Origin of the sequence: Chitinophaga pendula, assembly GCF_020386615.1 — a bacterium.
Taxonomy (GTDB): domain Bacteria; phylum Bacteroidota; class Bacteroidia; order Chitinophagales; family Chitinophagaceae; genus Chitinophaga; species Chitinophaga pendula.
This window is the reverse complement of sequence record NZ_CP077769.1, coordinates 6,899,324-6,913,846: the sequence shown is the minus strand read 5'-3', so window position 1 is coordinate 6,913,846 and position 14,523 is coordinate 6,899,324. Positions and strand designations below refer to the sequence as shown.

The following is a 14,523-nucleotide window of genomic DNA, read 5'->3' as shown; positions in this document are numbered from 1 at the left end:
ACAGCGACTGTGGCTGCTGTCCTAAATATTTGTAAAGATGAGAAAAGCGTTTTTTCGATTAGGTATACTGCTCCTGGCCTCCGGTCTGATCATGACCGGCTGTAAGAAGCTGGATACCATGAATACGGACCCGACCAAACCGACCACCGCACCAGAATCCTATCTGCTGACCGGCGCACAGAAAAGCGCTATGGACATCCTGTACAACGGATTACAGAATGGCTACATAGGTATGCACTTCGCACAATACTGGTCCGGTAACAGCCGTACAAATGACAGCCGCTACCTGGTCGATGAGATCAACAACAACAACCTCTGGACAGCTTTATATACCAACTCGTTGAGAAGCCTGGACCAGATCATCGCCCAGAACAAAAACGGGCAGCAGACCAACCCATTGGCCGCTCCCAATCAGATCGCCATCGCTCATATTCTCAAAGCCTGGATCTACCAGTTCCTCGTAGACACCTACGGCAACGTACCCTACCAGGCTGCCGGTAAAGGTACCGACGGTATCCGCCCGGCTTACGATGATGCTAAAACCATCTACAACGCCCTGCTCGATACCCTCCAGAACCAGATAGCCAAACTGGATGAAACACAACCCTCCTATCCTTCCGGCGACGTCATCTTCAAAGGCAACATCGCCGCCTGGAAAAAACTGGGACACTCCCTGATGCTCAGACTCGCTATTCGTATGGTAGATGTCGACGCAGCCAAAGCACGCAGCATCATAGAAGCCCATTACCAGCAGGCAATGTCCAGCAATACAGACAACGCCGTATTCGCCTATGTGAATATAGCGCCCAACAAATACCCGCAGAACGACTCTGAACGTGAAATCAATGACTTCTTCGTGAGCAGCTCACTGGTAGATTATATGAAAAGCGTCGATGACCCACGCCTGGCCGTATATGCCCGCCCTTCCAAAGCCGGCGCTGCACTACGTGGCATGCCTTATGGAGCATCCGACGCCAACACAGCACGCCTCCCAGCAGACAATTACTCCTACCCAGGTACTAAAATATATGCACCCGATGCCGCAGGGATATTGATGACCTATCCGGAAGTCGAGTTCATTTTAGCAGAGGCAGCCGCCCGCGGTTTCAACACCGGCGTGGACGCAGCCACCCACTATAATAAAGGAGTTACCGCCTCACTGGCATACTGGGGCATCACCGACGAGGCCAAAGTATCTGCCTACCTCACCAAAGTACCTTACAACGGAGGCAATTGGAAAAATGTGATCGGTAGCCAGAAATGGCTGGCCCTGTATCCCCAAGGGTTTCAGGGATGGGCCGAAAGACTCCGCCTGGATATTAAAAAACCAGATGGTACCGCCCTGTTCACCGCCCCCCTGGATCCTGTACTGGACCCTAATGTAAAAGCACCGGAGTTCGTACCGTTCCGCCTTACTTACCCTACGGGTGAGCAACAGCAGAATAAAGAGAACTATGACAAAGCCGCTGCTGCCATAGGCGGAGACACCAAAGGCACCAAATTGTGGTGGGATAAACAATAAAGACTTTTTGCTATATGCGCTTCTCAACTTGGGCCAGCCTTTTCAGGCTGGCCTTTTTGCTATTAAACCTTTTTCCCGTAAAACTGTCCAATAATCACAAAATGAATGCATATGAAAAACAGCACTCGTATCCTGATAGTGACGGTCAGCTTATTATGCATACTTTCAGTTTCCAGCACCTTCGCCTCCTCCAGGAGTTACAGCAACACCAGCACAACTAGTATAGCTACCTCGATGGTCACACCAGCAGGTTACTATTTCCATGGGCGCTGCCGTCCCGTCTATCGTGCATACTACGGACCGGCCTATTACTACCGGCCCTACTATTATCCACAATATTACAGGCCTTATTACGGCCCCCGCGGGCATGTCCACATCTCCGTACACCTTTAGTACAATTCAAACACTCCCGATATTTGTCTTGTCCACTATAGGCCGTTTTACGTCCCCTATAGTGGACTTCATCTACCATAGACCCACCCTCATATTTTAGCAATTCAGCTCCTTTTTCACTATTTTCACCGTCTTAACGAAGTCTTTCGTTAAAATGCCACCTGAAGACTATTAACCGCGGACTAAAAAAGGAGAAAAGATGATAAGAAAGTTCCTATTGTCATTGATGATCATATGCCTGATCGGCTTGCCGATACGCGCACAACAAAAGCTACAGCAGAAATATCAGCACTGGTATACCTATTTTGGCAATTTCAAACTCAGCGATCGCTGGTCTATCCCCTTTGATGTACAAGTACGTATCAGGGATGGCTTTACCGATAAAGGCCAGATCCTCACACGGGGAGGGCTCCAGTACGCCGCCAACAAAAGGAATAGTTTCTTACTGGGATATGCCTACGTCACTACTTATGCAGATGTACCAGATGTATACCTGCCCGAACACCGGATCTTTCAGCAATACATATATCAGCATCCTGCCGGTAAAGCATCTATGAGTCACCGTTTCCGGCTGGAACAACGCTGGGTCGCCCAACAAACCAGCAGACCAGGTGCCCCTACCGAAAGAGATTGGCAATACGGCAACCGGGTACGGTACTTCCACCGCACCATCATTCCCGTTCAAAAACACACCCAATCCACCAAATTTTACGTCGCCCTACAGAACGAAATATTCCTGAACCTGTGGAACAACCAGATCAACGACAAATTCATTGACCAGAACCGTCTGCTGCTCACACCGGGCTATTTACTGAATGCCGCGCTAAAACTGGAAATCGGCTACATGAATCAATTCCTCCAGACCGCCGCCGGCAGCCAGACCATGAATCACATCCTGCATTTCGCAGTCTTCCATAATTTTTAAAGTAACGGTAAAAGGGGAGAGGCTTGGGTTAACCGATCTTCTCCTTCACTAACTCAGTAAAATGCTGTTTGGCATGTTCTGTCTCAAAAGCACTGACCGGAATTAGGAAGAATGACTTTTTATCCCTGTAGAGGTAAAAGAAGAGCCTTGTTTCTACAACCTGGCTAAAACTGGTCCAGGGTATCTGACGCTGATGTTCGCGGATACGGGTGGAAATGGACATGCCCTCATCAGAGAAGACCAGGTGGATATTATCTTTGAAAGTAGTGGCTTTGTTATAAGTGGAGATAGGCAATAAGTACCAGAAGACCCAGGCAATGACGAATATCATGGCAACGATGCCAATTAGTGCCCCCATAGTGACTACCCGGAAGAGATGCCCTGCCAGGGTAGCGATCAGCAGTATAATAAGGGTGTTACGGAATACTTTCACTTCCCCTCTATTCAGGAAATGATAGCGTAGTGCATTCACAACATCCTCCTTGTTATAGCTAAACTCTAAATGCATGCAGGCCCAGCGGACAGTTTAATTATCTGTTGGAAATAGATAATGTGCTTTCTGCGTCATCTCTTGTGGTGACGGGAGCATATTTCTTATTTGTGGATAATACGCGCTTGCAATTCTCCAGATCTAACTCACTTAAGCCCGGGAAATTCTTCTTGATGAACTGAAAATACTGCTGTAAAGTCTTGGCTTCCACCTTAAAAGGAAACACTATTTCTTTACCACTATTCTTCAGGAATTCATTACTATTGATCTTGTTCTCGTTTTGCAGATACCACTTATAGAGATCTACAATAGCATTTTCAAGTTCCTGTTCATCAACCCGTTGGGTCTCTCGAGGTAACATCCAGACGTATTCCTCTACTTTACCCGGTTTGGGATGCTGGTTCTGATTCTTGTCCTTGTCTTTTTCCCCGTTCTTTTTTTCCTCCCATTTGCTGGCGTATGCTGATGCGGCTGCGGCTGTAAGAACCAACAACAATAACAACAGCTTTTTCATATGAGGCAAATATTAGGCATTAAAAATACTAAATGAAAATTATAAATCCTAATGACCCCGGGCGCCAGGACATACATTAAACTAATTCACATGTATTAACAAGGAAAGATGATGCTACTGAGTTCTTTTTTTGTTCTTTATTTGTTTTTTTAATTTCTGAAGTATGCAATCAGCTTTTATTAATTGGAGTAGTGGTAAAGATGCCTGCTACGCCCTCTGGCAGCTACAGCAGTCCCGGCAATATGACATTGGCTGCCTGTTTACAGTATTGAATGCCACACATCAACGTATTTCCATGCATGGTGTCCGGGCAGCTTTGCTCGACAGGCAGGCAGAGCAAATAGGAATCCCACTTAAAAAGGCCTGGCTGGAAGAACATGCCGGTATGGAGGCTTACGACGAACTCATGCAGTGTCACTTGGCCGAACTATCAGCCCAAGGGATGCAACACGCCGTATTCGGGGATATTTTTCTGGAGGACTTGAAACGATACCGGGAAACGCAATTGGCCAAGATAGGTATGCAGGGTATTTTCCCTTTATGGCAACAGAACACCACGGAATTAGTGAAAAGGTTCGTAGCTGATGGCTTCAAGGCAATAATTGTCTGCGTGAATGCCAAACACCTGGACGCCAGCTTTGCCGGCCGGGTTATTGACGAGACCTTTCTACGCGACCTTCCTCCCGGAGTAGATCCTTGTGGCGAAAACGGAGAATTCCACTCCTTTGTCTTTGATGGCCCGTTATTTCGGCAACCCGTACCCTTTCAGTTGGGAGAAACTGTTGAACGTACCTACACCCCCGCTCCCAAAGATGACAATTGTTACCAGGAAGAAGAAACCCTAAACTGGGATACCCGCTTCTTTTTCAAGGACTTAATTGAATTATAGCCTAAAAAACAAAAGCAATGGACGAACCATTGCTTTCGAGAGTCATTTACGTGCATGATGAATCACGCGTGTAGGAATATTTGGTTTTTCATAGGACAGTAACCATAATAAAATTAATACAATAACAAATATAATAAAAATATATCATTAAGAAAATTATTTATTGGATAAGAGCTGTGAAACGGGCATTTAGCAGCGATAGGAGAGAGGTACTACTATAAGGCGGACAGCATATCCGCTAGATACATACACGGGCAGCGATCTTTGTAAGCAAAAAATATCACAAAACTATCAACTTATCTAGCGAGTATTTTAATGCTAATTTTTATATAGTCGTCGTGTGGAAAAGGCAGTAGTTATAGAAGAAGTGTTGCTCTGACAATAAGTCAACCGGTGTGAGTAGTAAAACAGGCGTACTTGTATGGTTTAGAGAAATAGTAAGGGCGCCTAGAAAAGCGCCCTCAATTTGTTACTATCCTATGAAAACCCTATTTGAATACAAAGATAAGGGCGTGTTATTTTTCTTTGAAATTTTAAGGGCACAATAACAAATCATTAACAATGAACTCCTCTGTGGTAGCCGACTTTCAGGGAAATGTTAAACGAAAAATGGGAGCTGTTTACAAATGACAGCTCCCATTTTCCCATATTTTTTGCCACTTCATCAACTACATCCCATACTATTACCACAGTTGAGACATTTGTAGCAAGTGCCCGACCGTACGGTGATATGTCCACAGGTATTACAGGCAGGCGCATCGCTTTGCATGCTACGCATATAATCCTGGGTATTGCTTTCGTGACTACCGGACATTGCCACAGCAGCCTGTTTTACCGGCTTAGCAACAAAATTGTTACCCACCACTGTAATCCTGACATTGGATAATTCTGTAGTTCCCTGATCCGGCTCCTCGTGCTTTTGCTCTCCTCCCATATCATCCGGTGTATCCAATATATGTACCAGGTCAGTGCGTCCCAGGTATTCATATCCTAATACACGGAAGATATAATCGATCAATGAGGTAGCGGACTTAATATTGGGATGGTCTACCATACCTGCCGGTTCAAAACGTGTAAACACAAATTTGTCTACAAATTCTTCCAACGGGACACCATATTGTAAACCTACGGAGACGGCTATAGCAAAACAGTTCATAAGGCTCCGCAAAGTAGAACCTTCTTTTGCAAGATCTATAAAGATCTCACCTAGTGTACCATCATTGTAATCCCCCGTCCGCAGAAATATGGCCTGTCCTCCGACCTTGGCTTTCTGGGTAAAGCCGCGTCTCTTCGCAGGCAGGCTTTTCCTCTCTACTATACGGGATAACGCGCGCTTCAAAGTTGTATCCGGGCTGGCCATCATCCGTTTGTTGATCTCACCCAGCAACTCATCTATTGTGAGCTGATCGAGATCTATGATCTGGGTAGCAGTTGCAGGTGCTTCTGTACTAGCAATGAGCTTTTTCTTTTTATCACTTTTATTACTGAGCGGCTGACTTAGTTTTGATCCGTCCCGGTAAAGTGCACAGGCTTTAAGGCCGAGTTCCCAGCTCAGTTTATAGGAATCTGCTATTTCCTCTACGACCGCTTCGTTAGGCAGATTGATCGTTTTGGAGATCGCCCCCGAAATAAACGGCTGGGCTGCTGCCATCATACGGATATGCCCGTGCGGGTGAATGTAACGTTCTCCCTTTTTACCACACTTATTTGCACAATCGAATACAGGTAAATGTTCCGCCTTCAGATAAGGCGCTCCTTCAACCGTCATCGTGCCACAAATAAAGTCATTTGCAGCCTCCATCTGCTCTTCCGTAAAGCCCAGTTCGTGTAGCAGGCTGAATTCCAGGTTGTAATACTGCTCCGGCTGGAAACCCAGGCGTTGCAAACACTCTTCCCCCAGCGTATAGACGTTAAAGACAAACGAAATATCGAAAGAAGAGATGACTGCTGCATCCAGTTTTTTCATTTCATCCGCTATAAAACCTTTTTCACTCAGGGTCTGATGATTGATATAAGGAGCACCGGCGAAGGAGCCACTTCCCTTTGCATAATCAACAATCGCCGTGATCTCATTCGGCTTGTATCCTAAATTCTTTAATGCAGAAGGAATGGACTGATTAATGATCTTAAAATATCCGCCGCCGCTTAATTTTTTGAATTTCACTAACGCGAAGTCCGGCTCTACTCCGGTGGTGTCACAGTCCATTACCAGGCCGATAGTACCAGTGGGAGCAATAACTGTTGCCTGAGCATTGCGATAGCCATATTCCTCTCCCAGCTTTACCGCATCATCCCATGCCTTAGTAGCCGCTTTAAGCAGATAATCAGGGCAGAACCGGGCATTAATACCCATTGGCTTTATTTCTATCCCTTCATAGGCATCTATGGCATCATATGCCGCCGCCCGATGATTCCGCATTACGCGAAGCATATCCTTCCTATTTTCTTCGTATCGGGGAAAAGCGCCCAGGTGAGCCGCCATTTCCGCAGAAGTCTTATAGGCCACGCCTGTCATGATAGCGGTGATTGCTCCGGCGATACCACGAGCTTCCTCACTATCATAAGCAATACCGCTTACCATCAGCATAGAGCCCAGATTGGCATATCCTAATCCCAGCGTACGGTATTCGTAACTGAGCTGGGCGACTTCTTTTGATGGGAACTGGGCCATAAGCACCGAAATCTCAAGTACAACGGTCCATAGGCGGACGGTGTATTCAAAACCACTCACATCGAACTGGTTATTACTTTCATCAAAAAAACGGCGAAGGTTTACAGAAGCAAGGTTACAAGCTGTATTATCCAAAAACATGTATTCTGAACAGGGATTGGAAGCATTGATACGTCCTCCCTGCGGGCAGGTATGCCATTCGTTGATAGTAGTATCATATTGAGTACCCGGATCAGCACAGCGCCAGGCAGCATAAGCAATTTGCTCCCATAGATCCTTTGCCTTGACGGTCTTTATTGGTTTTCCGGTAGAACGTGCGGTTAGCTCCCAATCCTCGTTGTTTTCCAACCTGTGAAAGAATGCATTGGGTATCCGGACTGAATTGTTGGAGTTTTGTCCGGAGACGGTACGATAGGCCTCTCCTTCGTAATCGGATGAATATCCGGCAGCTATAAGGGCGGCTACCTTTTTTTCTTCTTCTACTTTCCAATTAATAAATGATTCTATCTCCGGGTGATCTAGATCCAGGCATACCATTTTGGCGGCTCTGCGGGTAGTACCTCCCGATTTAATAGCAGCTGCTGCCCGATCTCCTATCTTAAGGAAGCTCATTAGTCCACTGGAGGTGCCTCCGCCACTTAGTTGCTCCCCCTCTCCCCGGATAGCAGAATAGTTCGTACCTACTCCTGAACCGTATTTGAAAATACGTGCCTCCCTTACCCAAAGGTCCATGATGCCACCATCATTAACGAGATCATCGTTCACATTGAGGATAAAACAAGCGTGGGGCTGGGGACGCTCATAAGCAGAAGTTGACTTTTGCAATTGTTCCGTGGCCGGATCAATGAAATAATGCCCCTGAGGGGAACCTGCAATTCCATAACTTTCATAAAGGCCAGTGTTGAACCACTGGGGAGAATTAGGGACACAAGCCTGATTAAGCATACAGTAGGCTAATTCGTCATAGAATATCTGTGCATCCTGCGGAGCTGCAAAGTAATTATGGCGCTCCCCCCATACCCGCCAGCAGTTTGCCATACGATGCACTACCTCTTTTACGGAGGTTTCTCTACCAATGGTCCCATCGGGTTGGGGAACACCCGCCTTGCGAAAATATTTCTGGGCTAGTATATCTGTCGCAATCTGCGACCACGCTTTGGGCACTTCCACATTATTCATTTCAAATACGACGTCGCCGCCAGGATTTCGGATCACTGATGAGCGAAGTTCATACTCAAATAGCTCATATGGACTTACATTTTCCTTCGTAAAATGACGCCGGAAAGTAAGTCCGCCTTTATTGACTTGATTTTTCATGCCCAAGATTTTTTATGAGGATTAGGAATAGACTAAAACATTCAACATTGCGGGTGTTGCTAAAGTAGCCTTTTATACCAGCTGCGGCTTATTTTTATTATGCACAGCTTGTGGATAATAGGAGACGTTGGCTGTCCCTCCCCAGTAACAATTTTTACACCATTTTTTTCAACTTTGTAACCTTTTTAAGCGTTAGTGGTTTTAAGAGGTAGAGTATGGCCCGAAGCTTGCTGTAGAGAGGGGTTTAAAAGTGTCCTGGGAGGGCGTTGGGTCGAATAAAGAATGCATTATATGCATATTTATTTAACAATGTGACTTATTTCCGAAAAATTTATACATTTGCGACAACCGGAACAATGCTATCTTAATGTCCAATAAAATATACAATTCATTTTTAGAAAGAAAGGCAAAAGGTATAAAGTCATTTGCAGTTCTGATTGATCCGGATAAGGTGACCCCTGCTGGCGTGATTGAGCTGGCGGAGAAGTGTACTGCTGCAAATGTTGACTATATTTTTTTAGGAGGAAGCCTCGTGATCACTCAACATCTCGATGAATGTGTACAACAGCTTAAAAGCAGTTGTGACATTCCCGTGGTATTATTCCCCGGGAGTCCTTCACAGGTATCTCGTTTCGCAGACGCGTTGTTATACTTGTCCGTTATTTCAGGCAGAAATCCGGAATTACTTATTGGACAACATGTGGTGTCTGCTGCTGCAGTCAAGAAAAGTGGTCTGGAAGTGATATCGACAGGTTATATGGTAGTCGACGGCGGCGCCCCGACTACTGTATCTTATATCAGCAATACCACGCCTATTCCGGCAGATAAGGACGATATTGCGATGTGTACTGCCATGGCCGGAGAGATGCTGGGAATGAAGGTAATTTACATGGATGCTGGCAGCGGCGCCCGAAAACCAATTACGGAGAGTATGATCAGCCGAGTGTCCAGCCAAGTAAGTGCCCCCGTAATCGTTGGTGGCGGCATCAGAGACGCAGAAAAGGCTTACTTAAATTGTAAAGCAGGAGCTGACATTATAGTAGTAGGCAATGCTATTGAAAAAGATCTTTCTCTTATAAAAGAGGTCGCAGATGCTGTTCACACAGCACCTGTAAATGTGTAAGTTACACAGTTAATACTATGTAGCTGACACAATAATACTTACCAGTCGGGAGATGGACAACCATTTTATTCCGGCAGGTGTTTAATATTCAACCAAAATGTAAACCGCCAGCTTATTGAAGACCCAAATGATCAACCAGGATATCTCCTGCCCCAAAAGGCAGTTCATACCGGCTCAGGTTTATGCTAACAGGCAAAACATCAAATTACATCATACAATATAACAGATTATCCTATAAGGATTTACAGGCTTGATATGCTTATAATCATGTCAGAAAGATGACGTGACGACTACTGGAATAAGGGATGAATGAGGCTGGAGAGGAGAAAGAGAAGAAAGGAAAAAGTAATGCAATCAGCAGACAGTCCGTATAAAATAGCGCTGTTTTTTTAAAGAAGCTTTTTATAATTTGTAATATATCGTTCCATAGTTTATTCTCATAAGCAACATAAAACCCAAAGGCTGCCCTTTCCAGGGCGGCCCTTTTTATTTTAAAGTACTTTAATTGATATTAAACAACATAATAACAATCTAATATGCAGGAAATCACCAATCCGTCTATATCAGGGCAATGGTATTGACAGATCGGTGGTATCCTCTTTGTTTAAAGGCTCATCATTTCTTTGAATTTCACAGCTTGCCGGCGACTCACCTCAATCTTTTCTCCCCCACGCATTTCCAGCAACAACCCACCATTAAAATAAGTATCGATCTTTTCGATCATTCTCAGATTAACGATATGCTTACGGTTAGCTCGGAAAAAAGTCCGCTCGTCTAATCGCTCTTCAAGCGCGTTGAGTGACTTGAGTATCAATGGCTTATTATTCTCAAAGTATACCCTGGCATAATTACCCACACTCTCAAAAAGCCTGATTTCCTGTAATTTAACAAACCAGCAACGATCTCCATCCTTTACAAACACCTGGTCATTTTCAGACAGTGTGGTACGAATGATACCAGCAGCTGCCTGTCGTTCTTTTTCTTCCTGCTGATGTAATTTATGGATAGCATCCGCAAGGCGTTTAGGTTCTACAGGTTTAAGCAGATAATCAAGAGCGTTGTATTCAAATGCCTTGAGGGCATATTCGTCATATGCGGTCGTAAAGATCACTTGCGGCACCTTTTCCAGTTCCGCTAACAATTCAAAACCCGTTTTATCCGGCATTTGTATGTCGAGAAACAGCAGGTCAGGATGTAAGGTTTCTATTTTTTCCAGCCCATCCTTAGCGTTTACTGCTTCTCCTACTACTACAATTTCCGGGTGCTCGGCCAATAACTTCTTCAGTTCGCTTCTGGCCAGGCGTTCATCATCAATGATCAATGCTTTTTTCATTGTCAACTATAAGGTTTGGTTGATGAGTATATATTTGGACTTTACATAAATCGACCGGTAAGCAATCCATCTAAATCAAAGGCATCACTACTTTGGCGGCTACCATTTCCGTGTCTTTGTTATGGATCTCGAAAGATGCCTTATGGCCAAACAACACATTCAAGCGCTGGCGGGTACTTTGCAGACCAAATCCATGCTCTCCTACTTCTTCCAGCATCTGTCCGGTATTTTCTATTTGTATCTCGTGTAATACCCCTAATACATGGGAGCTGATATGAATAGTCCCGCCATTAACAGAACGTGAGATCCCATGTTTTATCGCATTTTCCACCAGTGTCTGCAACATCATAGGCGGTACTGGCAGTTCCAGCGTATCCGGATCAATATCGTATGTGACGTGCAGACGCTCTTCGAATCGGATGTTCTCCAGTGCAAGGTAATCTTTTACAATATTCAGCTCGTGCTCAAGTGGTACTGTTTCCCCCTTTTCTACCTGCATGGAGTTCCGTAGTATATTAGACAATTCTGTAATTGCAGCCCTTGCTCGTTGCGGATTTTCGTCTACTAACGCCCGTATACTGTTGAGTGCGTTAAAGATAAAATGCGGATTCATTTGCGCCTTGATCGTCTTCAATTCCAGTTCTTTTACTGTACTTTCCAGTTTCAATTGATCTACCTGGGCTTTACGGTTACGATCGACATAGTGCCAGATAAAGTAAATGAGCCACCATACCACCATGAGTAATGAGGTACCCAACAATTCCAATACGGTTGTTTCACTGGAAAGCGCCTTTTTTTGGGACGGATACCGGAAAAGATTAGTCACCACTAACACGCCAAACCTGATAATGACCCCCGAGCTAATGACGCATATGAAAAACAACCATACCTGTTTTTCGAAACTATAACTAAGCCAATTGTAGCGCTTGAGGATATTTCTAAAAAGGTGGGTGGATAGTATACCGAATGTAATGAATATTAACAGGTTAAATATTTCAATATATCGTATGATTCCAAAAGTGGAGAAGAAATTGTAGATAGTCATCAGAAAATATGCCATCCATCCCAAACCCTGACACCACCAATATTTTGATACCTGTTTAAACATCTATCTAAAATTAGGAAACTAAGCTGAATGTCAAAAATACCATATGCCGGTACCGGGCTAAAAGTAATTGTTATCAATGGTATATAAGCAGGAGCAACGGAGGTTGAGGCCCAAAATAGTCCCTTTATAGCTGAAAAACGAAGCAAGAAGCTGGTCTGGGCACAGTGGCTACCGGCCTATTTGCCGATGATCCGGGGATATTTACAACATGTATCTATTTTTAAAGTGTAAGGAGTTATGGGCACAACATTTGCCTATTTTCCAGTATTTTTGCTCATTAAAACCCTGAGCCAAAGTATGAATATTATGCCGGGTCAGCTGCTGGGACAGATCGAATATCCAGCAGATCTACGCAAGTTAAGTAAAGAGCAACTCCACCAGGTCTCTGAGGAGCTGCGTCAGTATATCATAGATGTGGTAAGTGTACATGGCGGACACTTTGCTGCCAGTCTGGGTGTAGTGGAGTTATCTGTAGCACTGCATTACGTGTTTAACACACCGTATGACCAGCTGGTATGGGACGTAGGGCATCAGGCATATGGCCATAAGATCCTGACTGGACGCCGCGAAGTATTTCATACCAACCGGAAGTACAAGGGCATCAGCGGATTTCCCAAAAGGGACGAAAGCGAATACGATACTTTTGGAGTAGGACATTCGTCTACTTCTATTTCTGCAGCGTTGGGTATGGCAATGGCTTCTCATTACAAAGGAGAATTTGACCGTCAGCACATCGCTGTTATCGGTGATGGTGCAATGACAGCGGGGATGGCATTCGAAGCCATGAACCATGCTGGTGTTGCCAATGCTAACGTCCTGATCATTTTGAACGACAACTGCATGTCCATTGATCCTAATGTGGGCGCGCTGAAGGAATACCTGACCGATATTACCACTTCTCCTACTTACAACAAACTGAGAGATGACGTTTGGAATTTGCTTGGCAAATTGCCAGTAGGTAAGAGGTTTACGAGGGAAATGGCGTCTAAACTTGAAGCCAGCCTGAAAGGTATGGTCTCCAGCAGCAGTAACCTTTTTGAATCGTTAAATCTCCGCTATTTTGGTCCTATCGACGGGCACAACATCATCAAATTAGTAGATACCTTACAGGATCTGAAAGATATCCCTGGTCCGAAGCTATTGCATATTGTCACAACAAAAGGGAAAGGATATGCCCTGGCGGAAAAAGACCAAACGACCTGGCATGCGCCAGGTTTGTTTGACAAGATCACTGGTGAGATCTTTAAAAAGGTGGTGGAAATGCCACAACCTCCCAAATACCAGGATGTGTTTGGTCATACCATCATTGAACTTGCGAAGGAAAATGATAAGATCATGGGGATCACGCCGGCTATGCCATCCGGTTCTTCCCTGAAGTTCATGATGGAACAAATGCCGGAACGCGCTTTTGATGTTGGCATTTGTGAACAACATGCCGTTACCCTTTCTGCGGGATTGGCGACTCAAGGTATGCGCGTATACTGTAATGTCTATTCTTCTTTCATGCAAAGAGCATATGACCAGGCAGTACACGACGTAGCGATACAAGGGTTACCGGTAATATTCTGCCTTGACCGGGCGGGATTGGTAGGAGAGGATGGCCCTACCCATCACGGCGCTTATGACATTGCCTACTTACGTTGTATCCCGAATATGGTGATCAGCTCTCCTATGAATGAGGAGGAGTTACGTAACCTGATGTATACCGCTCAATTACCTTCCAACCAGTCACCTTTCGTGATACGTTACCCTAGAGGGCAGGGAGTTATGCCTAACTGGAGGCAGCCATTCCGGGAAATTAAGATAGGTACCGGACGTAAACTCAGGGATGGTAATGATATCGCCATTCTTTCGCTGGGACATCCGGGTAATTTTGTAACAGAAGCACTTAAAGAACTCTTGGCAGATGGGCTGCAACCGGCTCATTATGACATGCGTTTTGTGAAGCCGCTGGATACAGTAATGCTACATGAGGTATTCAGTAAGTTTGATAAGGTGATAACGATTGAGGACGCCTCTATTCAAGGTGGATTTGGCAGTGCAATACTCGAGTTCATGGCGATGAATGGTTACAAGGCAGATGTACAAATGCTGGGTATCCCGGATAGGATCATCGAGCATGGTAAACCGGAAGAACTGCACCGTGAATGTGGATACGACGCTGCAAGCATTGCCAATACAGTACGTACCATGTTAAAAAGTAAGATCAGCGTAACCGTATAAAGCTACTTATTCTGG

Annotated in this window: 11 protein-coding genes; 6 read left to right on the top strand and 5 right to left on the bottom strand. The window is 45.0% G+C overall.

Going from position 1 to position 14,523, the window contains the following annotated elements:
• Positions 1 to 37: 37 nt before the first annotated feature.
• The 3 genes from KTO58_RS26055 (at position 38) to KTO58_RS26045 (ending at position 2,840) form a co-directional block, all read left to right on the top strand.
• Positions 38 to 1,522 (top strand): SusD/RagB family nutrient-binding outer membrane lipoprotein, encoded by a 1,485-nt coding sequence (locus tag KTO58_RS26055; protein WP_095836596.1) that lies wholly within the window; start codon positions 38 to 40, stop codon positions 1,520 to 1,522.
• 111 nt (positions 1,523 to 1,633) lie between these two features.
• Positions 1,634 to 1,915: a hypothetical protein gene (locus KTO58_RS28840; protein ID WP_157752729.1), complete on the top strand. Its 282-nt coding sequence runs from the start codon at positions 1,634 to 1,636 to the stop codon at positions 1,913 to 1,915.
• Between the two features lie 199 nt (positions 1,916 to 2,114).
• Complete coding sequence (locus KTO58_RS26045) at positions 2,115 to 2,840, top strand: DUF2490 domain-containing protein (RefSeq protein WP_095836598.1); 726 nt, start codon at positions 2,115 to 2,117, stop codon at positions 2,838 to 2,840.
• A 28-nt stretch (positions 2,841 to 2,868) separates the two neighbouring features.
• Here the strand turns inward: KTO58_RS26045 and KTO58_RS26040 are convergent, their stop codons facing one another.
• Both KTO58_RS26040 and KTO58_RS26035 read right to left on the bottom strand, forming a co-directional pair.
• On the bottom strand, positions 2,869 to 3,348 hold the full coding sequence (locus KTO58_RS26040; protein ID WP_095836599.1) for a YcxB family protein: 480 nt from the start codon (positions 3,346 to 3,348) through the stop codon (positions 2,869 to 2,871).
• Between the two features lie 22 nt (positions 3,349 to 3,370).
• Positions 3,371 to 3,844 (bottom strand): hypothetical protein, encoded by a 474-nt coding sequence (locus tag KTO58_RS26035; protein WP_095836600.1) that lies wholly within the window; start codon positions 3,842 to 3,844, stop codon positions 3,371 to 3,373.
• Between the two features lie 163 nt (positions 3,845 to 4,007).
• Here KTO58_RS26035 and KTO58_RS26030 point away from each other — a divergent pair, with 163 nt between their 5' ends.
• Positions 4,008 to 4,733, top strand: coding sequence for a Dph6-related ATP pyrophosphatase (locus KTO58_RS26030; RefSeq protein WP_095836601.1), 726 nt, complete (start codon positions 4,008 to 4,010; stop codon positions 4,731 to 4,733).
• Between the two features lie 664 nt (positions 4,734 to 5,397).
• On the opposite strand, the gene KTO58_RS26025 is transcribed toward KTO58_RS26030, so the two are convergent.
• Positions 5,398 to 8,721 (bottom strand): vitamin B12-dependent ribonucleotide reductase, encoded by a 3,324-nt coding sequence (locus tag KTO58_RS26025; protein ID WP_095836602.1) that lies wholly within the window; start codon positions 8,719 to 8,721, stop codon positions 5,398 to 5,400.
• A gap of 367 nt (positions 8,722 to 9,088) precedes the next feature.
• Between KTO58_RS26025 and KTO58_RS26020 the strand changes: the two genes are divergently transcribed.
• Positions 9,089 to 9,844, top strand: coding sequence for a phosphoglycerol geranylgeranyltransferase (locus tag KTO58_RS26020; RefSeq protein WP_095836603.1), 756 nt, complete (start codon positions 9,089 to 9,091; stop codon positions 9,842 to 9,844).
• 604 nt (positions 9,845 to 10,448) lie between these two features.
• On the opposite strand, the gene KTO58_RS26015 is transcribed toward KTO58_RS26020, so the two are convergent.
• The gene (locus tag KTO58_RS26015; protein WP_095836604.1) at positions 10,449 to 11,177 is read right to left on the bottom strand and encodes a LytR/AlgR family response regulator transcription factor; all 729 of its coding nucleotides are present in this window, start codon (positions 11,175 to 11,177) and stop codon (positions 10,449 to 10,451) included.
• A gap of 70 nt (positions 11,178 to 11,247) precedes the next feature.
• Complete coding sequence (locus tag KTO58_RS26010; RefSeq protein WP_157752730.1) at positions 11,248 to 12,012, bottom strand: sensor histidine kinase; 765 nt, start codon at positions 12,010 to 12,012, stop codon at positions 11,248 to 11,250.
• Between the two features lie 570 nt (positions 12,013 to 12,582).
• Between KTO58_RS26010 and dxs the strand changes: the two genes are divergently transcribed.
• The gene (dxs, locus tag KTO58_RS26005) at positions 12,583 to 14,508 is read left to right on the top strand and encodes a 1-deoxy-D-xylulose-5-phosphate synthase (protein ID WP_095841387.1); all 1,926 of its coding nucleotides are present in this window, start codon (positions 12,583 to 12,585) and stop codon (positions 14,506 to 14,508) included.
• The last annotated feature ends 15 nt before the right edge of the window (positions 14,509 to 14,523 follow it).